13 protein-coding genes are annotated in these 23,708 nt (G+C 51.2%); 8 read left to right on the top strand and 5 right to left on the bottom strand.

All coding sequences use genetic code 11. The features are described 5' to 3' along the window. Nucleotides 1-74 precede the first annotated feature (74 nt). On the bottom strand, nt 75-1,178 hold the full coding sequence (mnmH, locus tag ACCI51_RS01970; protein ID WP_371842406.1) for a tRNA 2-selenouridine(34) synthase MnmH: 1,104 nt from the start codon (nt 1,176-1,178) through the stop codon (nt 75-77). Nucleotides 1,179-2,211: 1,033 nt separating this feature from the next. On the opposite strand from mnmH, the gene ACCI51_RS01965 reads away from it, so the two are divergent. After that, entirely contained in the window at nt 2,212-4,068 is a 1,857-nt protein-coding gene (locus tag ACCI51_RS01965; protein ID WP_299586683.1) for an SLC13 family permease, read from the top strand. A gap of 2 nt (nt 4,069-4,070) precedes the next feature. Here the strand turns inward: ACCI51_RS01965 and ACCI51_RS01960 are convergent, their stop codons facing one another. Beyond that, entirely contained in the window at nt 4,071-4,520 is a 450-nt protein-coding gene (locus tag ACCI51_RS01960) for a CBS domain-containing protein (protein WP_299586685.1), read from the bottom strand. 547 nt (nt 4,521-5,067) lie between these two features. Here ACCI51_RS01960 and ACCI51_RS01955 point away from each other — a divergent pair. Both ACCI51_RS01955 and ACCI51_RS01950 read left to right on the top strand, forming a co-directional pair. Further along, the gene (locus ACCI51_RS01955) at nt 5,068-5,544 is read left to right on the top strand and encodes a hypothetical protein (RefSeq protein ID WP_299586687.1); all 477 of its coding nucleotides are present in this window, start codon (nt 5,068-5,070) and stop codon (nt 5,542-5,544) included. A gap of 186 nt (nt 5,545-5,730) precedes the next feature. Continuing rightward, the gene (locus tag ACCI51_RS01950; RefSeq protein ID WP_371842405.1) at nt 5,731-6,300 is read left to right on the top strand and encodes a SixA phosphatase family protein; all 570 of its coding nucleotides are present in this window, start codon (nt 5,731-5,733) and stop codon (nt 6,298-6,300) included. Between the two features lie 62 nt (nt 6,301-6,362). Here the strand turns inward: ACCI51_RS01950 and cobB are convergent, their stop codons facing one another. From cobB to selD, 3 genes are all read right to left on the bottom strand, one after another. Continuing rightward, a complete protein-coding gene (cobB, locus tag ACCI51_RS01945) occupies nt 6,363-7,067 on the bottom strand; it encodes a Sir2 family NAD+-dependent deacetylase (RefSeq protein WP_299586691.1) in 705 nt (234 codons plus the stop codon). Nucleotides 7,068-7,283: 216 nt separating this feature from the next. After that, the gene (locus ACCI51_RS01940; RefSeq protein ID WP_299586694.1) at nt 7,284-8,591 is read right to left on the bottom strand and encodes an NAD(P)/FAD-dependent oxidoreductase; all 1,308 of its coding nucleotides are present in this window, start codon (nt 8,589-8,591) and stop codon (nt 7,284-7,286) included. 174 nt (nt 8,592-8,765) lie between these two features. Continuing rightward, nucleotides 8,766-11,051 carry a selenide, water dikinase SelD gene (gene selD / locus ACCI51_RS01935; RefSeq protein WP_371842404.1) on the bottom strand — a complete coding sequence of 762 codons (2,286 nt, stop codon included), beginning with the start codon at nt 11,049-11,051 and terminating at the stop codon, nt 8,766-8,768. 259 nt (nt 11,052-11,310) lie between these two features. Here selD and ACCI51_RS01930 point away from each other — a divergent pair, with 259 nt between their 5' ends. From ACCI51_RS01930 to ACCI51_RS01910, 5 genes are all read left to right on the top strand, one after another. After that, entirely contained in the window at nt 11,311-16,488 is a 5,178-nt protein-coding gene (locus tag ACCI51_RS01930; RefSeq protein ID WP_371842403.1) for a DUF748 domain-containing protein, read from the top strand. 387 nt (nt 16,489-16,875) lie between these two features. After that, entirely contained in the window at nt 16,876-17,241 is a 366-nt protein-coding gene (locus tag ACCI51_RS01925) for a hypothetical protein (protein ID WP_299586703.1), read from the top strand. Between the two features lie 64 nt (nt 17,242-17,305). Beyond that, the gene (locus tag ACCI51_RS01920) at nt 17,306-17,728 is read left to right on the top strand and encodes a GFA family protein (protein WP_299586706.1); all 423 of its coding nucleotides are present in this window, start codon (nt 17,306-17,308) and stop codon (nt 17,726-17,728) included. A gap of 212 nt (nt 17,729-17,940) precedes the next feature. Then, complete coding sequence (locus ACCI51_RS01915; protein WP_299586709.1) at nt 17,941-18,246, top strand: hypothetical protein; 306 nt, start codon at nt 17,941-17,943, stop codon at nt 18,244-18,246. Between the two features lie 917 nt (nt 18,247-19,163). Then, complete coding sequence (locus ACCI51_RS01910) at nt 19,164-23,666, top strand: fibronectin type III domain-containing protein (protein WP_371842402.1); 4,503 nt, start codon at nt 19,164-19,166, stop codon at nt 23,664-23,666. The last annotated feature ends 42 nt before the right edge of the window (nt 23,667-23,708 follow it).

Here is a 23,708-nt window from a genome sequence, read left to right as displayed (position 1 = left end):
GTTTGTCACTTTAGTTTTACTGATTCGCAAATGAATCAGTAAACGAAATAGTACGGCATAGAGGGGGTGTTTGATTAAGCGCTTTCTTCGATGCCGTGTAATACTGCTTTCTCCAGCCACTCTTTTACCTCGTCATAATTACCGCGAAATAAAATAGCGCTCTCGCGCTTTTCCATCAGGTAGCTGTAGCTGCCGTCGTAATACTCTCGCAACAGGTTAATCACCAGTGGGATATAGGCGTCATGATGACCGCTGCGCTCTAACTCGCCATTGGCTTCGACCAGTTGCGCATCCAGCTGTTGATAGCGCAGCCCCCCGAGACGCTTGCGGATTTTGTTGAGATTGTTGCGCAGCTTATCCCCCAGCGCTTTGGCGGAAATCGCTTCCCCGCCAAAGCGTGGCAGAGCTTCGCAGACATAGTCGCGCACAATACGTTGTGCGCGTTGTTCCAAAGGTTCTTCCACCAGGACCCTGGGGGCCTTTTTCATGGCACTTTGCAGCAGTGGCGGCAGGGCACAGCGGCCGATAAGACGGCTCTCATCCTCAATAAAAACTGGCCCAGCAGCTTGTGACAATTTGAGCAAGTTGATACTCAGCTGGTTTTCAAAATCGATTTGCGCCGGCTGCTTACCATCGGTGCTACCAAAACTGGAACCGCGATGCCGGGCAATGGCTTCGAGATCGAGCGAGCGATTGATTCCCTGAATCAGTTCTGTTTTACCACTGCCGGTATGTCCGGCAATGACAATCATTGGTAACTGTTGGCTGAGATTTTCCAGTTCGGTAAGCAGGTAATTGCGCATGGCCTTGTAGCCCCCCTCAACCAGTGGGTAGTCCACCCCTGCATCGCGCAGTAACTGCTGTGTTGTACGGGAGCGCAGGCCACCGCGAAAACAGTAGAGGTAACCCTGAGGGTGCTGGCGAATAAATTGGCACCATCTATTTAGTCTTTGCTTCACCACATCGGTAGTGGCCAGCTGCCAACCCAAGTCGATAGCGGCTTGCTGCCCTTTTTGTTTGTACTCGATACCAATTATTTCCCGCTGACGGTCATCTAATAGTGGAAAATTTTGCGCATAGGGGAAGGCACCGCGCTGGAACTCGATCGCCGCGCGCACATCCAGTAGCGGAATATCATTGAGAAAGAGTGCGCGGTAATCCGCAGTATTTTGCCGCAAGGGAGATCTCCAAAATTTCGTATGATGTTCGCTATTGAGACTTGGTCATGCAAAGCGTAGGGCCAGATTGTAAGGCTTTTGCTCCGGTTATCGATCCTGGGCAGCGAAATTGATGAGGATATATCGACTTTACTATCAAGTTAATCGCTGTGTAAGCACAGAGGACCACCGGTGATTACGCAAATCTATGAATTGTGGATAACCTTGTGGAGCGAAGGTATTAACTGTGTGTAATAAATTCATGTGCTTTTGTTTATCTTATGGATAAGCATTTTTTCCACATCTTTCGCCTGTAATAATCAAAAGAGTCACATTTGACACTCAAGGAAAGATTAAAAATAGAGGACGGTTAAAACGAAACCTGTGAATTGTTTTATCCATTCTTTATTTTCTTGTTGATTGTGGGGGAGTGCGCGGAACTTTAAAGTTTGGTATTTATATCGGCCATTTAATGGTGTTTTTTCAAGCAATACGTGGTGATTGCCGGGTTTAACGTAAAAGTTTATTGGATCGTTTAACCGCGATAATGTCGATAAGCTACTTCAGGGGATGGTCATATATGATTAAACCGCTGTGATATACAGGTACTCTTTCTGGTGTCTGAAATATACCTTTGTGGTTGGGTGCGTCATATAAAACGACCTTGGAATCTGGCTGAGCGTCCGAGTGGATAAGCTGTTTGCTGGTTTCGCCGAGCGTAGTTTTTTGGGGTGATTTATCCGCAAGTTGGATACAGGTATCTCTATTGGTGTTGATCTTTTCTTTAGAAGCCCGGTTCTCTAAGGGAGTATTGAGGATATGGGGGCCGCTCAGAGCGGTATCGGTGAATATCGCGAGAACTCTTCTCCCCCTTTTGATTCAAGCTGGTAGAGAATCGTTCCTATTAAAAGCTGGTGGGGATTTCGCATCAAGGTCATTGACTGGAGTGGGTGTTCTGGCAGCCGTTGTCTCCTCAACCTTGGATCCTTGTATACCCTGAATGGGTGGCTGTGTGCGAATTCCCACAGGCACGGTTTTCAGGAAATCCCCCCCCATGACCCTCGACCAGCTGCTGATTTTGATCATTCTCACGATTACGATTGCGCTGTTTATCTGGGGACCGTGGCGCCACGATATAGTGGCGCTCTCTTCTTTGCTCGCCTGTGTATTTTGCGGATTAATTCCTCCGGAGAGAGCTTTCGTGGGGTTTGGTCACCCTGCGGTGGTCACCGTGGCCTGCGTGCTGATTCTCAGTCGCGGTCTGCAGAACACCGGCGCTATGGGCGCCCTGGCACAGCGGGTGATACCGCGTAGCGGCAATATCACCGTTGCTATGTTGTTGCTCACCGGCCTCGGCGCCCTGTTATCTGGTTTTATGAACAATGTGGGTGCGCTGGCGCTGTTGATGCCGGTAGCGGCGGATCTGGCGGAAAGGCAGGGACTGCCTCCTGGGAAGGTACTGATGCCATTGTCCTTTGCCACGATTCTCGGCGGTATGACCACATTGATTGGCACCCCGCCAAATCTGGTGGTCTCGGGCTTTCGCGACAGCGCCGGGGCCGGCAGTTACGGCATGTTCGATTTCACCCCGGTGGGATTAGTGGTAACGCTGGTGGGTTTGTTGTTTATCGGTCTGCTCGGTTGGCGCTTGGTGCCCGGCCGCGGCCAGGCGGGTGTGGCCAGTTTTGACACCGGAACCTACCTCACCGAAGCGCTGGTGGGGGAAAAGAGTTCCGCAGTGGGCAAGAGCCTGGGGGAAATCAGTAAGTTGCTGGGTGCCGAGGATGCGCAGGTGGTTGGCTTGGTCCACAACGATACGCGGGTGACGGCAGCCGCGCCCTGGCGGCGGGTGAGCAGCGGGGATATTCTGGTGATTGAGGCAGAGCCGGAATCCCTGGCGGCAAGCCTGTCCAGCCTCGGGCTTAAGATGGTTGGAGGTGTTGAGGCCGAGAGGGATAAAAAGGTCGTGGTCCAATATGGCGGTGCGCGGCCGCTGCAGGATGCCGATGGGCGAGACAAAAATCGGAGTAAAGAAAAGAGTGTTCCCGCCGGTGAGGAAATGCAACTGCGCGAGCTGGTGGTGATGCCCGACTCGTCTTTGGTGGGGCGCGCAATTCAGTTTTTACACCTTTCGACCCGCTACCAGATCAACCTGCTGGCTCTGTCCCGGCGCGGGCGTCGCTCGGTGCGGCGCCTGCGCTCAACGCCGCTGCAAGCCGGCGACGCTCTGCTGATGATGGGCCCCGATGACAATCTCAACAGCTTTGCGCGGGAGCAGGGTTGCGTCCCGCTGGCTCAACGAGATATCGGTATGCCCAATAAGGAAAAGGCCGCCATCGCCCTGATAGCCATGGCGTTGGGGGTGGCAGGTGCCGCCTTCGGCTTGGTGCCCGCGGCAGTCTCATTCGCCACCTGTGTGCTGGCGTTTATGGCATTAAAAGTTGTGCCGCTGCGCACTATGTACGAGGCTTTGGATGGTTCGGTTATCGTTCTGTTGGGGACGTTAATTGCGGTGGCGGAGGTTATGGAGAGCACGGGTGCCGCGGACCTGGTGGCGCAACTATTACTGGATAACCTGGCCCAGGGTAGCTCGGTGGTGGCGCTGGGATTGATATTGATCGTCACCATGATGCTGTCTGACGTTATGAACAATGTGGCCACCGCGGCGGTGATGTGTTCAATCGCTATCAGTACGGCCGAGCAGCTGGCGGTCAACCCAGACAGCTTCCTGATGGCGGTGGCCATCGGTGCCTCCTGTGCTTTCCTTACGCCGGTGGGCCACCAGAACAACACTTTGATTTTGGGGCCTGGAGGCTTCGACTTTGGCGATTACTGGCGTATGGGCCTGCCCCTGGAGATACTGGTGGTCATTGTGAGTATCCCTATGTTGTTGTGGGTTTGGCCCCTCTGAGTTCAGGCGACGGAGTCATCCACTGGCTGGGCCAGTTCTGCCAGATAGCTGCTGCAAAAACGCAGGATATCGGTCACGGTGATGATGCCCACCAGTTCCCCTTCGCGCATGACCAGTACTGAGCCAATGCCAGTATCCGCCATGGCCATCAGTATCTTGTCCAACGGATCGTGAATATCGGCAATAAAAGGCCGACGCGCGCAGAGATCGTGCACATAGAGCTGTTGTTCTTCCAGGCGGTGCCCAGGCGCATTGGCCCTTTCAATATCCCCTTTGGAGATAACCGTTTCCAGGTCACCGGCGCGGGTAACCGGCAAGTGGCGCACCTTGTGCTCGGCCATGAGCGCTAGGGCTTCCTCGACAGTGGCATCGATATCGATATGGTAGGGAAAAGGCGTCATCAGTGCTGCCAAAGTGGGCATATGATGAATATTGTGGGTATTGGACGACATAGCTAACGGTGGGTATCCAATGGTTTTTGGCAATGGGCGCTATAACAAAAGCCAGCGCAATAAATTTGCAATTGGCGACTACGAATACAATATAGTCAAAACAGAAGTGTTTGAATATCCTTTTAGAGAGGCGAATATCCCCGCCTTTGTTACATTTTGATAGCAATATGAGTGGAGAATCCTATTATATTCAAAGGATAGGGTGTAAACAGTTGATATTTGTTGGCGAAGGATTATTATTCGCGACCTCAGCCGCGAAATATAAACAGTGGTTCGGTCCCATTGCCGCAAATGGCTGACGTTGGCTAGTTTTTAATAATGTATTTGCCGAATATATCGAACGCTGGGGTCGACCGGCGCAGAGATATCTCATTTTTTGATTCGGTCAATTCGTAATATGCCGAATATAACATCGCTTAACCGCCTGTAATCGGCTAGTGATGTGGTTAACAGTTTTGATATTTTGAATAACCGGGCACGACTCTGTGTCGGCTTCCGCCACAGTGTTTTCTCTGTATTTTTAATAACCGTCGTTGAGGTTTATTGAATGTTCCAGGAATTTGAACAACTCGAACAGCAAATTGCCGAACACCAGGCAAGAATAGAAGAACTACAGGAGCAAATGGCTCAGGCAGAGCGTAAAAAAGATGGCGTCATCGCTTTTGATAAGGCGTTGGTTAACCTGGCAGCCGAATATCAGATGGAAGAAGAGGAATTCTTCGTTGCGCGCGGCCCCCAAATCGTTGAATGGTTGGTTTCTCAACTGAACGATGAAGAGGCTCCGGACTACATCCAGACGCTCAAATCGCGTGTTGCCCGCCATCTGAAGAAAGAAGGCGATTCTCCCCGCCGTGGCCGACGCGCTGGCGTCGTAAGCAAGTCTGCTGAACCCAAGCTGGAGACCGGCCACTATCGCAACCCTTATACCGGTGCCACGGTAGAAAAGAAAAAGCGCAATCCCAAAGCGTTGAGTCAGTGGATCGACGAGTACAGCCTCGATACCGTTAAAGAGTGGAAAATCTAATCCACTTTGCCTTTCAACCCAGCGCCGGTAATACCGGTGCTGGGTTGTGCTTTCCCCTTCCCTTACAAAATTTACTTTTCTTTACTTGTTAAACGTATATTCCTGTATTTCATCGCATATAGGTTTACTTGCTCGCCTATCTTTTGCATAACTCCCAACCGATTATTGGATTGTGAGAATGTATCTGTGTTTACCCGTATCGCCCGCCTGTTAACCTGCATCGCTATCGCTTTACCCGCAGTCTTTGTTTGGGCCGAAGCACCCGCTTCGCAGTCCGCCAGTCAGGTTATTTATCTGGTGCGCCACGGGGAAAAACAGCGGGGGCCCGACACCGGTAGCAATCCGAATCTTTCTGAGCAGGGCCAAGCGCGTGCGAGACAATTAGCATGGATGCTTGAGGAGGTGGGTATTGATGCGATTTACAGCACCGACTATATCCGCACAAAAGAAACTGCTCGACCGCTGGCCGAGCTGCGTAACTTATCAATACAGACCTATGACCCCCGCAAACTCAAAGAACTGGCCGAGCAGCTGAGCGGGGCCGGTGATCGAATACTGGTGGTGGGGCATAGCAATACTACTCCACAGCTGGTGGCGTTGCTCGGCGGGCAGAAGGGGAAAGCAATCAGGGAGTCGGATGAATATGATCGCCTCTATATTGTTATCCGTGATCGCGACCAAGTGACCACCTTATTGCAGCGCTACGGTGCTGATAGCACGGCAAAGCCCGCGACTGTGAATACGAAGACACCGTAATTAGGCTTCTGTGGGCTATTTAAGTGCGACCTTTGAGTCCTGTAAAACTATTCTGGGGTTACTCAGCCGAGGATTTCCCGCACAAAATGATCGACAACTGTTGAGGCTAATCCATAGCGATGCTCGGCAAAGGCATCGCCAACACTGCTGGACTCGAGATTTAATTCCACACTCTGGGCTCCCGCTTGATTGGCGCACTCCACAAAACCCGCGGCTGGGTAAACATTGCCGGATGTGCCGATGCTTATAAACAGATCGCAACGGCTCAAGGCTGCGTAAATGGTATCCATCTGTAGAGGCATTTCTCCAAACCAAACGATATCGGGGCGCAAAGTCCCGAGTTGGCTACAGCAATTACAGGGATCATCGGTGTGTAAGTCTCCTTGTTGAGGAAATAATTGGCCACTGGCACTACAGCGCGCTTTGAGCAATTCACCATGCATATGAATCAGTTTTTGAGTGCCTGCGCGTTCATGCAGGTCATCAATATTTTGCGTGACTAATAAAAATTCTCCGGTGAACTCCCTCTCCAATTTGGCCAGGGCGCGATGGGCTGCGTTGGGACTGATCTGCGCAGACAGCAGATGGCGACGCCGTTCATTGTAGAAGCGTTGCACTAATTGTGGGTTGCGTGCAAAGGCCTCGGGCGTGGCGACATCTTCAATACGCTGGTTTTCCCACAGGCCGTCGGTCCCGCGAAATGTGCGGATGCCGGATTCAGCCGAAATACCGGCACCGGTGAGTACCACGATACGTTGATATTGCATAAGGATGTCTTTCGCCAAGCTGCCGTCATTAGCGGTCGAATTATTTTAAGTATCTGAGGAAGTGTACGGCGATAAACCTTACATCTAAAGGTTGAACAGCTGTATTGTTTCACTAAAGGCAATTATTCCCTGGGTGGCCAGGGCGCAGTTTGCAGTTTAAAGGCCAACTGGAAAAGACGGCCGGAGGTGGCCGCCCTTTTTATGGGGATAATTTTATCAGTGCAATTTAAGCCGGGGGTTGACCGCGCGATTGGCCTGGCCGATCAGGTAGAGCAGCATAGCTTTGGGCCAGCCGTGAATAGCCGCCAGGTGCATGCGGTAGAGGGAGCGATAGGCGAGGCCGGCAATACGCCCCTCCACGGTGAGACTGCCTTTTACCAGAGTGCCCATTAGGTTGCCCACCGCGGTGTATTTACTCAGGGAAACCAGTGAACCGCGATCGCGGTAATAGAAATGTCCCAGTGGCTTTTCCTCGATCAGGGCAATCAAATTGGACGCGGTGAGCTTGGCCATTTGCTGTGCCGCCTGGGCTCGCGGTGGCACACGCTGTTCGTTACCGTCGATACAACTGGCACAGTCTCCCATGGCAAAGATATGCGGATCGCTCTGGGTTTGCAGGGTGGTTTTGACCTCGATCTGGTTGAGGCGGTTAGTGGCGAGGCCGTCGAGGCGAGTGAGGAACTCCGGTGCTTTGACACCGGCAGCCCAGACGCGAATTGCCGCGGGGATCTCTCTGCCGTCGCCGGTGGTGAGGCCGCTGTCGCTGGCGCTGGCGATACTGCAGCCGGTGAGTACACGGACCCCCATTTTACTCAGTTCGCGCTCGGCGTTGTTGCCCAGCCGCGCGGGTAGAGCCGGGAGTAGGTGCGGTCCGGCTTCGACGACCGTAATGTCAATGGCATCGGCGCCGATTCGCCCATAGTTTCCCATCTGTTTACTTGCACCAATCAATTCCGCCGATAGCTCTACTCCGGTGGCACCGCCGCCGACTATGGCAATCTGCAGCGTTTTATTGGTGTGCGTCTCAAGGCGCAGAAAGTGATTGAGTAGCTGCTGGTGGAATTTTTGTGCCTGCTCGCTGCTGTCGAGAAAGACACAATGCTCGCGCACACCGTGGGTGTGGAAATCGTTACTCTTACTGCCGATACAGAGTACCAGGTAGTCGTACTCCAGCTCGCGCGCCGGCACCAACTCGCTGCCCTCGTCATCCATTACTGCGCCCAAGGTTAAAACCCGGTGCTTTCTGTCGAGGGACTGCAGGGCGCCGAGCTGGAACTCATAGCCGTTGGCGCGAGCGTGTACCTGGTAATTGAGAGCGTCCATATTGGCGTCGAGTGCGCCGGCGGCGACCTGGTGGAGCAGGGGCTTCCAGATGTGGGTGCGGTTTTTATCGACCAGAGTGACTTGTGCAGTGGGGGCATCGCGTTTGCGCCCCAACACGGTGGAAAAGCTAAAATAATGCCCGAGTCGTGTGGCTAGATGCAGGCCACTGGCGCCGCCGCCGACGATCACAATTTTTTTCATGGTGGGTGGTCTTCCTGTCGATTGCTAAAAAGCCGACTCCCCAATCTGTGAAGACCTCTCGCCGCAATACTTGGTTGTCGGCGTTTGTTCTGGCGTCAGTATCTCCCCCTTGGGCGGCGATAGCAACTGGTGAGAGGTGGGCGGCAAGCCGAGGCAGGGCGGGTATTTTGTGTATCACACCTGGCTGTGTTCTGCCTCGCTGTCGCGGGTGATTAATTGCCGCCAGTGCCCCTCCCGACGCAGGTTTATCTTGGGCTGAACATCGCCGCCAGCGCTGACAACCCCAATGATGGCGGCCTGGCTGCAACCGCTTTGTAGCAGTGTGCGCATACAGGCCTCGGCTGTGTTTTCGGGTACGGCGGCGAGCAGGCCACCGCAGGTTTGCGGATCGGTGAGCAGGGCCCAGTGCGGGAGCGACTGCCACTCCCGTGGATTTTCCACAAAGGCGTAGGCACTGGCGTTTTGTGGCTGCAGGCTGGAAAGCCAACCGCGCTCTATACACTGGCTGGCGCCGGGAATCAGCGGGAGTTGTTCGGCAATCAGGGTGGCGTTAAGCCCATCGGGTTTCAGCATTTCCAGCAGGTGGCCGAGCAGCCCGAACCCAGTGACGTCCGTGAGGGCGTGGGCACCATGCTGGGCGAAAGCCTCGGCGGCGGCGGCATTGCTGTGCAGCATGCACTCCAGAGCCTTCTGCAGCCAGCGCCCCTGGACCTCCCCCATTCCCTCGGCGGCGAATATGGTACCCACGCCTAGGGGTTTGCTCAGAATCAGGCAGTCTCCCGCCTGGGCTCCGCGCTTTTCCAGCAACTGATCGCGCTCGGCCAAACCGTTTACGGTGAGGCCCAATTGCATTTCTGCGCCTTCGGCCGTGTGTCCTCCAGAGAGGGCGCAGTGATGCCGGTTGAGCTCGTAAATGGCGCCGGCGAGCAACTGCTGTAAATCCCGCTGGGTGATTTCCTCCGCTGCGGTGGGCAGGGTGGCCAGTATCTGCGCACTGACTGGCCGCGCGTGCATGGCGAACAGGTCGGAGAGTGCGTGCAGAGCGGCGAGTCGCCCGAATAGCCAGGGGTCGGCAACGGGCGCACGCAGCTGGTCAGAACTCTGCACCAGTAACTGTGAGGCGGGCAGATCCATTACCGCCGCGTCGTCACCGAGTCCGCGCAGGAGAAAGTCGGACTGCTGGGCGGGTAGTTTGGCCAGGGCGCGGCGCAGTACCTCCGGGCCTACTTTGGCGCCGCAGCCATTGCAGCGCATACCCGCCAGGGAGATCCCCTCGCGCTGGCCCAGCGCTTCGCGCGGTCGGGCCGTCGGCATTGTTTCCAGGGTGACCGGTAGATCTTCGAAGCGCTGCATAAAGCTGCGGTCGATATGATCTTTCCAGTGCCACAGAGGCGCGCCCACCGCGGCAAGGCCATTGCGTACGGCCACCGCGCGCTTGCCGCCACAGGACAGCAGGCTCAAAAAGCGCTTTTGTGGGCGGTAACTCTGCAGCGGGCGTCCAGTGAGAGTGGCGCGCAGGTTGTGGAATAGAACTGGCCCCTGGCGCACTGCATAGACACCGGCCTTGGGCAGTGGCTCGGCGGCGAAGCTGGCCACATCACCGGCGGCAAAAATATCCTGGTGTCCACGAGCGCGCAGCTTGCGGTCCACCAAAACGAAGCCTTTTTCATCCAGTGCCAGGTCGGCGTCTGCGAGCCAGGGCGGGGCACAGGCATTCGTCGAGAGGAGAACCTGGTCTAAACCGAGCAGCTCACCACTTTTGTTGCGCACGCCTTGTTCGGTAATTTCCGCCACGGGCCAATTGTGATGTTGCAGCACACCGAGCCTTTCCAGTTCGCGCGCTACGAGTTTGCGCGCGAGAAATGGATAGCCCTGGGGGATTTTATCGGCGGCGTGTATCAGGTGTATTTGTACGCGCCCGGAGTAGATTTGCTCCTCCAGGCTGTGAGCCATGGCCATGGCCAGCTCGCAACCGCCGGCACCGCCGCCGACGATGCCGAGCCGCAGGGGCGTACGGTTTTTCTGCACGTGCCTCTGTAATTTTTTCCAAAAGTTATAGAAATGCCCGATGGGCTTGATCGGAATGGCCAGCTCAGAGCCGGGTAACTCGCGCACGGGGGTGGCGCCGACATCGAGAGACAGAAGGTCGTATTCCAGAGGCGGGCGCCCGAGTAGAGAGACCGAGCGCATTTTGGCATCGACATGGTGGGCGCAGGCCTGAATAAATCGTGCTCCGGCGGCGCGGCACAGGCGTGCCAGGTCAATATGGGTGTCATCCAGGGAATAGTGTCCCGCGACCATGCCCGGCAGCATGCCGGAATAGGCTGTCTGAATCTGCGGGGAAACCAGAGTCAGACGCGCGCCCGGCAGCGGATTCATGGCCCACATTTGCAATACTATGGCGTGGGTATGGCCGCCGCCGACCAGAACGATATCCTGGTAATTAGGGTGCTCCTGCATGTTCGCTCACTGCTGTTTCTGTGGAACGGTCGCCGGGGTAAAGCCTTTGCCCGCCAGCCAAATACTCCCGCCGCGCAAATTCACTCTTGGATAAATAGTAGACAGCATGGGTAGGGGCGAGACCCATAGCACGACGTCGGATTTCATTATCGCGAATAGTGACGCCAGGGTAAAAAAAACCACGGGCCTGGTCTTTACTTTATGGGCTTGGCTGTCGTTGCAGCTTGCGTTCAACTCATTTCGCGGCGCTATTTTTACAATGCCAACAGAGCCTGCCGATCATAAAAATCACTTTCGCCATCTGCTGTGGTGGTTGATAGGTGCATTATTGCTGCTGGAAGGGTTTTCCCTGGTCGTTTCAGGACTGGTGCGCGATAAAGCCAGTGCATGGATGGCCGAACGGGGACTGGATTTCCAGGCGCAATACTTTCGCGTGTCACTGCTCGATCTGAGTGTGCTGGTTGTGGATGCCAGGGCAATAAACCGCGAGGGGCGGGGCTTTTCTGCTCAGGAAATCCTACTGGACTACAGCTGGTGGCAACTGTTGCGCGGCCGCGCCAACTTGCCGCGGGCCTCGGTCAGTGGCGCCTATATGGATTTGCAATCCGCCCCCGGTGAGCGGCACAGGGCGTGGGAGGTGGGTGGTTGGAGTCTGGCCCAAAGCGAGCGCAAGGACAGGAATTTTCACCTGATGATCGGTTCGGCGCGGATACGCAATAGTGAGCTTTGCTATCTGCACCGGCCCATCTGGTCGACGGCCTCCTGTGTTTATGTCGGCGATGTAGATGCGCGGGATTTTTCCTTGGGATTGCGGCGCAAGGGCGATGTTCCCCTAGAGGTGGATATTGCCGCCGCGGAGATTCAACTGCGCGAGCTGTTGGCGAGGGAGCGCAGCGCGGTGCGACATAACACCACCTTGGCAGAAGTGCACTTAAAGGCGGTGGATTTCCGCTGGCCCAGCTTACGCACCGAGGCCGAATCTTTCAGTGCAGAACTTTTCTCCAGCTGCCCGCCACAGCAGTGGGCCGATGCGATTCAGGGATTGCAGCGCTTGATTGGTCACTGCGCGGCAGCGCGTCGTTTACAAGCTGCGGGAGATCTGAAGTTCGATTTTGGCCGGGTGGCAATGGCTCAGTGGCGCCTCGCGAGTGGTGAAGGGGTTGTGCTGCGGCGCAGCGATCAGCGCTGGCAGGATTGGCGCGCAGAAACCATCGCTATTCGCGATTTTGATTATGTCCGTCCGATCAAGCGGTTGCGCTGGGGTAGCGCTGGCGCCACCGCTTTTGACTGGTGTCCCAAACAACTGCGCGACAGCGAGCGCCATTTTTGTGTGCGCGCCACGACCCTAAATCTTCCCGGCCCCACCAAATTCGACTGGAGTCAGCGTTTAAAGATATCCACCGGGCCGAGCCGTGCGCAACAGGTGCGCTATCTGGATGTGGCCCAGCCGCACCGCCAACCCCTCACCGCACAACAAGCCCGGTTGGGTCCGCTGGAATTCGATATTGTCAGCCGTATTCTGTCGGTGGGCAGCTTATCGGTGGATAGTGCTAGCGGCTGTGTGCCCGGTGCGCTGTGGCACAAACCCGATCATTGTGTACGCCTGGCGGGTCTGCGCGGAGAAGAGAAAGTGGCACTGCGCTTCGGTTCGTCACAGAAGAAAATTCCCTGGGGATTCGCCAGTGGACCGGTACATCTGGCGCAGATGCAGCTGGTGGGACTGGCGGAGGAGCGGTTGCGGCTGCGCAAGTTGCAATGGCAAAGCATCGATACACTGGCATCCGGCACGCCCTATTCAATTCAGAATTTCTCCCTGCTGTCCCTATCTGGTTGTTTATCGCGAGGTCTGTTGCCGGACGGGTGGGGGCCATTGTGCGCCCAAGTGAATAGTTTGCAGGGGCGGGGCAACTTTGCCTGGCAGCGAGGGGAAGAGGGTTATGCCATTTTCGGAAAATTGGGGGTGCAGCGTTTGATGCTGGGGGATTCTACCAGCGGCAATAGCGGGCTCTTATTACAAAAACTGGCCAGTGGTGCCGGGTATTTCCGGCGCGAGCCGGTCGAAGATCCCTGGGCCGCCAGCGCACAGGCATCGGATATTGGACCTGGCTCAGAAGATTACGGCACCGAAAAGGGGAGGCTGCAGGATCAGGGCCCATTGGCCAGCCATCAACTGGCTAGCGTTGATGCGCCAAATTTCAAATTGCAGAATGCCAGCCTTCAGCGTCTCGATGGTTGCCTGCCCGACACTTGGGCCCGACTAATTTACCGCGCGACTCTTCCCGTGGAAGAAATGCCAGCCTGCTTTGACCTGCGCGATCTGCGCCAAGAGCAACCACTTCGCATTGCCTGGTTGGGCGGGCTGGATATTGCCACAGCTGAGGTTTTCATCGAGCGCGCCGAGGCTCGTACGGCTCAGGACCGCTCGCTGCTGGAGATCAAAAACTTGAATTTACCGCTGGTTAGAATCCGTCGCGCAGAAAGCGCCGCATTGAGTACCTATATTGCACTGCCGGGTAGTGCGCTAGAGGCGCTGTATGGCTGCCTACCGAATATTGCGAGATTGTCGAAAACGCCTATCCGCTGTGTGGATTTGCACAGTGTTCAATTGGGACAGGCCTTCCACCTGGAGTTTGGCCTTCAGCAGGCTTCGGCGAACTTGAGCGATTCCAGTATGGCTCAGGTTCAACTGCTTAAGGCCGGGGGAAAACCGGTGCTGGATCTACAAGACCTCACCATGCCGGTGATGGAATTCCTCTGGTCACGCAATGGGGCCGCAATGTCAGAGGTAAAGTTTGAGGCGCTGTCTGCGAAATCATTACTGGCTTGCTTGCCAGCGCGTACTGGATTGCAAGAAAAGCTACCGCACTGTGTTTTCAGTCAAGATCTGCGCTCTATTGGCAGCAGTGGTGTGGCGCTGGGGCAAACAGCGTTCACCCGAACAGATTCCGGTGTGCCTCTCTGGCAATTTGAAACACTGGCGATACCGCAGGTGTCCTTTTCGACAGATTCCATCGATCTCTACGACTTATCGATGGACAATATATTGATTTGTGGTCTGCGGAGCCTATTGCCCAGTGAGGCTGATCGAGTCAACTTGGCTGACTGTATTGAGACCTCACGAATAAACTTTACTAGTGACCCCATCCGTATTGGTTTTGGTCCTCACCGTGACCGCCTCTGGTTGGGGCCGGTGCAAAGCGGGCCAATTGCCTTTTGGCAGAAAGGACGCGACTTTCTTCAAGCTGGCCTACAGCAACTGAGTTGGCAGGGGTTCAGCTGGAAGGGTGGAAAGCAGTTTTCCGTTATTGATTTGAAAATCCTTAATACCCGGGTCTGTCTGCCGGAATCTGGTAAGTCGGTGAATGTCGAGCGACTTGAAGGTGCCAGGGTCGGGGACACACAGCGCTGCTACGGACTCGATGAGCTGTATATGCCCGGCAAACAACAGCTATCTCTGAATCGGCCCTTTGCACTTAAGGGATCGCTACAAATGTCCGGTCTGTCAATTCCAGGAAAAAATTCTCCTCCACTGAAATTCCCCAGTTTTCAGCTAGATAATATTTCTCTTGAGGGTGAGGCGCTCGCGCTTATACAAAATGTCAGTGGCTGTCTACCCGCCGGACTGCTTAAAGACAAAAAACTTGCCCCCTGTTATCAGCTGGGGCAGTTGCGTTTGGGGGGAATGGAAAGTCAACAAACGGCTACAGGGCGGAATTTTCTGCTTAGAGATATCAGTGTGGCGGATATACAAATGCACGAAGCGGGTTTTCCACAGGCCCTGCCTCTACCGCTACTGAAAACCGGGCGGCTTCAAGTAGAAAATCTGCGCTTTAGTGGCCGTTCTGTAGGGGTACACCAGCTGCAACTCCAGGGTATCGCCAGTTGTATTCCTGCGAAATATTTTGATCAAGGCAGTCACTGTTTCAATCTCGATGTGGTAAGACTGGATGGCAATTTCAGCGGCACTCACGGATTGACGCTCTCTCTATTCAAAGTTGAGAATATTGATGTGCTTTCCCCTGGCGGGGAACTATTAGCAGAAGGGGAGAGTGTAGAAATCTCGCACTTTTCTATGAATGCCAAAGAGTGGTATTTCGCCTGGGGTGAAGCCGTTCATTTTCATTTTTTTAACCGAGATCCGAGCGCACCGGAATTCGAGCGCCATAGTACGATAGGGGATTTCAGGCTATTACATATAAAAGCCTTATCTTTTGATCGGCGCAGGGAGTACTTAACGATTGATTTCATCGATTTTTTTCGACCGCGTTTTATCCTACTGCGGGATGAGCAGGGCCAGTTTCCGGTAACCTGGGAAATCGCCGAGCTTCGCGGTATGCCAATTCATAGAAATATGCCCAGCAAGAAAAAAGATCGGCCACCCCTCTTGTACCATGTCGGTGATATTCATCTGCGCCACGGCACCTTTACCTGGGTGGATCGTAAACATGAATTTCGGGCACGCCTGCCTGTGCGCGATATTAATCTTAACCTGAGTGATATCAGTAATCTGGGGGAGCATCCTCCTGCGGTCGTGGTGGCCAATGGTCGCCCTGGAGGATTTGGCGATCTTCAAGTGGGAGGGACGATCGATTATCTGGGGAATAAAAAGTGGAACGCAGATCTGACTGGTTACCTGGCCAATGTAAACCTGATCCCGGCAACCCCTTATATGACCCAACTGTTGGGTTTCAAAATACTACAGGGGCAGATGGATGCAGTAGTGAATATTCACGTACACGAAAACCAGCTGAATGCCTTTGCCGATGTCGTGCTGGAGAAAATCAAGGTTCGGCGAGTGCGAAAAGACGATCAACTGTCAGTGAAAAAGCGATTTATTCCCCTAAACCTGGCCCTTTGGTTATTAAAAGATGGAAAAGGGAATGTAAAGTTTGGTATGCCCGTCACCGGAAATATCCGCGACCCCAAGTTTTCAATGGAGTTTGTATTTAGCGAACTACTGCAAAAAGCCATTATGGATGCGCTATTTAGTTACTTTACCCCTTATGGGGTTTATCTATTGGCTAAGTTAGCCTGGGGGCGTTTTATGGCCAAATCATTTGATACTATCGATTTCCAGCCGGGCAGTGCGGAATTGGATGGTTTGGCTTTAGCGCAGTTACAACAAATGGTTGAGGTGCTACACAAACACCCAGATGCCCGTCCTGGGGTTTGTGGAATAGCCAATGCCAGGGACTGGAATGCAATGTATCCAAATTCCACAATCGGACTGCGCGGTAGCCGCCGCTATCTATCGAACTTTTATCGCCGACCGCCCATTACATTGCGGGAGGAGTTTGAGAAACTTGCACAGGAGCGTAGTCGCAAAGTTGAGCGATACTTGATTGATTCAGGCATTCCCGCGGCAGAGCTGATTCCCTGCGCACCGGATTATATGGGGCGAGATTTTGGTGATCCGAGAGTGGAATTTTCCAATTGATTCTAAAAATATAAAAGAAAAGAAGCTTCATTGAAACCAAAAGGTATTAACGCAGATTATATTTTGAGAAACGCACCATTTCCATAAAGTTCTCCTCACACCCTGTGGAAAAAATGTACTTAGCTACTATATGGAATGGGTTTTCTTATCCAGAATTAGAACCATTTCAAACTCTATGTGTTGACAAGCAGGTGAGAAATTTTCTGCAATGATTTTGCACGTGCAGCTTCCAAAAATTAAGCGCTTTAACGATGTTAGGTTGGCTTGATGCGGTTCTTAATTCTATGGCATGGTTAGCGTAGAAATACCTCTTTTTGGGTAGTGCTATTTACCACCAACATTGCCACTATCTATACATAATTAAACATCAGTATTTAGGGAATGAATATGAGATTAATCCTGTTTTTCCTATTGCTGTTTTCAACCTCTGTATTTGCTGTTGAACAGCAGCAGCCTCTGAAAACTATGTCAACGTGTTTGGTAATGAATAAATGGAGTGCCTGGGGTATGTGGGAATTCCAGGTTTACGCAATGGCCAGGGAGAAGATCTTAATTGGTGATAAGGAAAATCACTTCTTGATTACAGCGGATGAGCGGGGTTTTCGCCACATTATTGCTGGTGAGGAAGTCGCAAATTACCCAGAGGCAACCACCCTGGAAGATCTGGGGCGGTTGTGCATGGAAAATTGCCCGCTGAATCACACAAAAAGAATGAATTGGTTCAAGCGACGCTGCAAGTCTTATGAATCTTAGATAGCCCCACGGCAAGAGTTAGTAAGTGTACGCTTCTATAGCTTTACAGAAGAGAGAGAAAAATATGAACGAATCTAATCAAGTCCAGGGAAGCTGCCTGTGCGGTTCTGTGACCATTAAGGCTGAGCTGCCTTCCTCTGACCTTGGAGTCTGTCACTGTAGCATGTGTAAGAAGTGGAGCGGTGGTCCACTGTTGGCGGTAGACTGCCAGACCAGTGTGGAGATTTCCGGTGAAGAGCATGTATCTGTATTTGACTCTTCGGACTGGGCTGAGCGCGGTTTCTGTTCCAATTGTGGCTCCCATCTCTTCTACCGATTAAAGGAAACCCAGCAGTACTCGGTTCCTGCCGGTATTTTAGATCTCCCTCCAGGAGTAGCTATGACGCATCAGATTTTTATTGATGAAAAGCCTGGTTATTACGATTTTGCCAATGAAACCAGAAACATAACCGGCCTGGAATTGGTCACTGAATTTTCCGGAGAGTGAGTGATCACATACTTCTGATTTCTTTTTTGGGGACCATTTGTCCCCCTTTAAGGTTACTATTGGTTGCTAACAGCGCTCGCAGTCTAAAGGCGGCTGCACCCATAGTAAAATTCGTGGGTAATTTTGGCTATCTAGAAGCAGTCTTATCAAGCTGTGAAAAGGGCCTAAATAATGTGGAATGATCAAGTGGTAATAAGGAGTGGCAGAGCGCCATGACAGAAACACAGATAGTAGAAATTTTCCTAGCCAATCAGTGGTGGGCCATCATTGCCTTGGTGGTATGTGTCATAGGTGTAACCCTGTGTTGGTTTGGGGGCCTAATGGCTGCATTGACTGCTTTGGGTAATAAGCACTGGGTTTGGGGAGTTGTCACTATATTTCTTGGCCCTATTACCGGGATTCCCTATGCGTTGCGTTATAAAGAAGCGGAGTATGCTCGCTCTTTGATGCTTCGAGGAGTATGGGTGTTGTTGCTTGGTTTGGTTATTGCTATTTTGGTTTTATTTTTAGGCCGCTAGATTTATTGCGCGTTACTTTTAAGTAGCGCGTATCTCTCCCGAAGTATTTCCCTACTACATTTCTCTACTACTGAAGGCTGTTTTAATTGCAAGATTTATGAGATTACATTTTTTAATCTTTAAGGTTGAGTGTGATTAACTTTAGTGCTGGTGCCTGCTCCGTGCTTAAAGGTTCTATATATAATTTTTTGATGTTGCTATGTTTTTAGGGTGTTGAAAATATAAGATATTTTTTATTCGGGTTAATTATTTTTGTGTTTTGGTTTTTTTAAATGGCAGGAGTCTCTTAATTTTTGATGGTGGTTTGAGTGGGGTGTTTAATTGTTCCTGTTGAATTTGCTCAAGGTTTTCTGGGTTTTTAATTTTTTTCGTTTTTTTGTGTGAAAGTTTTCGTCTAAGCTTGTCTGTCTTTTAGGTTAATGGAAGAAAATCTATTTTTGATTTTTCAAGTAGTATTTTTGTACCATTTTTAGCTTATTGATATCCTTTTTCAGTGTGTGGGAATAAAAATAAAAAAATACTTGGCGTATTTTTCTTGAAAGAGATCTATGCTCGTCGATAGAATTCGGCGTGTATTTTATTGTCGGGAACGCCGCAATAAACTGTCTTTAAAGGGATGATGGGTGTTTAAGGGAGGAAAGTCATATGTGTTGTTGTTTTTAGTGGCTGCTTTTGGGTTCTTTAAAGATAAAGAGCTTTCTATTTGCTGTTGTTTTTGAGGTTGAGGTTTTTATTTTTCGATCTTTTTAGATCTCTGTCGTTTGGTTTTTAACATGTTGACTTTTGTTCGTAACTTTTTTGTGCTGCAGGTTTTAAGTCTCAGTGCTATTGCTTATGGGTCTGCCTTGAGCGGGCCGGGCACAGATACTGATGGGAAATATTCCTTATCATATAGGTCTGTAGCGCCACTTGGGGTAATGGGTGTATATTTAAAGGAGTATAAAAATGGAACTTTTACTCGGAATATTTCATTAGACTATGGGTTTTCCAGTTCAAACTCTACTAAATCTGTAACCGTTTCTTCTGCCGGTAAATACTTTTATGAGTATTGGCATGAACACTGTACTCCAGATATTATCTCCCCTGATGATTGGGAAGATAAAGTTACATCTTGCCCTGCTTCCCGATTCAATAGGGTTAAGTTAGGCACTCATACCGTTAACGTTATATTTCAACCAGCAGCGCCCTCCAGTATCAATTACGGCACTTTCGATAGTGATGGGGCTTACAAGGTTAGCTGGTCTTCCAGTACTGGTGCAGGCCGGTATGAGCTCTACCGTAGGGTAAATAGTGGCTCCTGGAGCAGGGTTTATAACGGTTCTGGAGCTAGCTTTAATGAAAGTGGCCGCTCTAGTGGTAACTACCAATATCGTGTTCGAGCCTGTAACACCGCAAAGAATTTATGTGGTGCTTATAAGAACGGCGGAACCATAAAGGTAGAGCTGACTCCATCAACCCCAACCTCTATCACTGTTCCCAGTTATACCTCCTCTAGCAGCGTTAATATCAGCTGGGCTGCCAGCAGTGGGGCTACCCGTTATGAATTACAGCAGCGCAAGGATAATGGCAGCTGGTCAGGTGTTTATTCTGGTTCATCTACCAGTACAACGATTGCTTCCCTGAGCCATGGTAGTATTTACCGCTTTAGAGTACGGGCCTGTAATACCACTTGCTCTGGTTATCGAGAAAGTCAAAATATAGAAGTCTATTTCCGTCCTGGCGTACCAACACCTAAATTAAATACCACCACCAGCCTCGATGGTAAATATATTGTCAGCTGGAATACCAAGCAGTTTGCCACCAGTTATCAGTTAGCCGATGGCAGTGGCTCCACTCTGTACAATGGTTCTGGTTTAAGTAAAAGTTTCTCTGGTGTTAGCAATGGCTCTTATAGCTATAAGGTTCGCGCTTGTAATGCCAAAGGCACCTGCGCTAACTACTCCTCGTTAGTAACAGTTAAAGTCGATCGCGCTGTTGGTGTGCCCGTAGCCTCAGCTTCGCCAACCAACAGCTGGGATGGCAAGGTCAAGCTTAGCTGGAGCGAAGTTAAAAAAGGCGGTCTCACCGTTGAATATCAAGTGGTAGACAGTGCAAATAAGCAGCTTTATCGGGGCACTGCACGCAGCTACCAGCTGAGTAACTTGCAGGACGGGCGCCACTGCTACCGGGTACGTGCACTGACCTCAACAGATCAGTCCAACTATTCACCGGAAGCCTGCGCCACCGTAGCATTGCTGAAGCCACCCGTAGCGCCTAGTTATATCACTGTGCCTTCCTCTACCGGCGAAGCTTATACCGTAAGTTGGCCCTCAGCCGATAAAGCAGATAGCTACCTGCTACAGCAGCGTATGAATAACGGCAGCTGGAAAGCCGTGTATAACGGTGCTGGTAATAGCTATAAATACAATGCCTCTCCATTAGTATTCGGTACGCACGATTATCGTGTCCAGGCCGCGAACAAAGCGGGCTCTTCCGACTTTAGTAATACCTTCACGGTAACGATGGAGCTGGATCCCACGGTACAGATTCGCAAGCAGCTGTACTACAACGAAGCCGATCAGGTACCTGCGGCCCAGGAAAATCCTGCCCAGGGTATTTTCTCCCAGGATAGAGCGGCCTTCCGCTACCTGGACCTGATGTATATCGTTGATACCAACACTAATATGGTGATCAACCCCTATGCCAGTGGTGAAGCCACGGTTGAATTTTCCAGCCTGTATGACACTGCAGAGCGCAACCGCGCTACAGATGTAGAAGCCTTTATTTTTGAGCAGCTGACTCACCATCCCAGCAATGAAAACCTGCAGCGTTTCACGCTGGATGTTTACTACGATCGCGCGGTAGCGGAGATGATCCTGGCTAATGAAGCCCTGGATAATGCCCGTATTAGCCGCCTGCGTAACGAAGCGGTAGAGGTCGAAGTTGGGCATATAGAAACTGCACACCAGTTGTTGAAGGATGCCCTGGAGCAGTACAACTCTTTGCTGATTTATGCACCGGAGTTTTTAGCCCAATGGGGTCCCTCCCGTGGTCAAATTAGTCCCCGCTACTACGATCCCAACGACCTGGCACAAAAAGATGTAACCCCGGCAGAATTACTGTTTACCGGTTACAAAGATGTCACCATGCTCTATCAATTGATGAGCAAGTTGGCTTCCACCAAGGTGCAACAGGCGCGTTTGGCCGTCGTAGCCGGACAGACCAATACCACCCTGCTGGCGCAGATGGTTGACGAGTTGATTACGCTGCGCAGTGAGCTGATTACTAAAGAGCAATCGCTGCGTGCGATCTTCCCGGATACCGATTTTACTCAGGTGCAGGGTTTCTCCGGCCTATCCGAAGCGGTGTATGCATGGCAGACCCATCTCAGTGATTTGGAAAACTCCGTGAGCTGGCTCACTGGTGAAACCAATATTCTTGGTTTGCCTGAAGATTCGGTACTGCTGGTACAGAATTATAAGATCAATGGCAATAATGTATTTGATTCTTTTAATGCGTTGAGTGATTACATTCGTCAAGACACTGGCCCTATAGCTAGAGCAAGAAATAGTTTGTCTTCTGCGAAAATAAGTTATGAGAGCTATCGCCATAGCGCCGATAAGTTGGCTACAGAGTATACCGATCGCCATCAAGAGTTGGGTAATTGGTTGTATAGTTTGCTTGGTGTGAGCTTTCCAGATGGCTGCTTCTCTGCAGATTGCGTAATTATTAGTGATAGCGCCCAAAAGGGCAGTGAGATCTCCCTCCAGGCGAATAATATCGACTTGGCTCAAATTGCGATGGATCGTAATTTGCAGCGTATGGAAGATCTGTTGAGTGCGATTGAAATCGAAATTGAACGCCGCGCTGAAGAAGAAGGCATTGTCGATGGAATGTCGAAGATCATTCTAGACTATGGTTCCAAGCAGGCTTCAATTACGCAGCAGATCGCCAAGATTCGCAAAAAAGCTGAGCAATCCCGAAAACGGAGTAGCTTATTTGGCGGTGTTGCAAGGGCCGTAACCTCGGGTAGTTGGCTAGCATTTGCACAGACACTGGCGCAAACGGCTGAATCTGTAGCCATACATAACCGAAATATAAAAACCATTAAAGAAACAGGAAAATTAGAGGCTGAAAGTGTCCGCGTGGCGGCGGAAGAGCGAGCTGCTCTTAATGACAGTACGAATAAATTACTGGATGTTGAGAGTAAGTCACGGGTGCGCACCATGTGGTTGGAGGCGAATACCATTTCTTTGGATATTGCCCAAGCTGAAGCCGCGCTGGAACAAGAAGTTGAGCGTCTGTCAGGGATGCTTGGGCAGGCACAGCGCATCGTAAATCAGATGTTTGTTGCCAATAGTAATCTATCTGAACGCTATTTTGCTGATCCAATTCATGCCAGTCGCTTGACTACTGACATGATTCGAGCTGAGCGAGATTTTGAAAATGCTCAACGTTGGTTGTTCTACACTGCTAATGCCTTGGAGTATAAGTGGCAAGAGCCCTTTGTTTCGGAGCGCCTTGAAATTAACAAGGGAAAACTCTTCCGTTTACGAAATGCAGAAGAGCTAAGTGATTTCCTGGGCGCGATGATTGATTTCGATCAGAAACGTAACTTCAGTGATGTTATTTTGGCTACCGATACCTTCTCATTGAAGGATGATGTCTTTGGATATGTTGATCTTTTATGGGGTGTCGAACAAACCTATCCACACCCGGATCCAGAAAAGCAAGATGGACCTCGCTTAAGTCCGCAGGAGGCTTTCCAGGAAAAACTGCGTTTGCTAAGAGTTAATGCCGGTGCAGAAGAGTGGATATCTGTAGTATTCAGTACTGTTAAGGAATTGCCTGGGAGTAATTTCTTCAGGGGGCCGCTTGTGGCTAATAATGGTGATTTAAGCTGTTTAGCATACGATGGAGATTATTTAGATAAAATTGAGACAATTAGTCTTAATGTTCCTTTGATATACAATGTAAGTGGCCAAACAGAGACAAGAGCTTTATTAACTTATGGCGGTATTAGTTTTATGAGGAATAAAACGCCAGGTACCCTCTTAGAAAATGAAGATGGTGTTGGTGTTGATGGTGAGTTTATTACTCATGCACCTATTTTCTGGAACTTTAATACGGAAGGTGTTTTTGATCCTCGAACTAGTCATCGGGTCCCGATGACTGCCAATCTAGATACTTTTAATAGTGGCGCTGGTTCCAATACTACAACTACTTCTGCATTTAAAGAGCGCAGTGTAGCTGCCACTGGATGGCGTTTGTCAATTCAGTTAAAAGATAATTTTGGTCCGATGGTTGAAATCGATGCCATCAAAGATGTTGAAATGATCTTTAATCATCGTTTTAAGACAAGGGATAAAGCCGGCGCTACTTGCAGTGGTGACAATGGCGGTGGCCCGATTCTTTTATTACGTGAGCCCGTAGTCCACTAAATCTATATTTAGTTCTACTTAAAAATTAGAGCACCAATCTGG

The organism is Microbulbifer echini (assembly GCF_041447225.1).
In the GTDB taxonomy this organism is placed as follows: domain Bacteria; phylum Pseudomonadota; class Gammaproteobacteria; order Pseudomonadales; family Cellvibrionaceae; genus Microbulbifer; species Microbulbifer echini.
The sequence above is the reverse complement of the archived record's forward strand: the minus strand, read 5'-3'. Positions and strand labels throughout refer to the sequence as shown.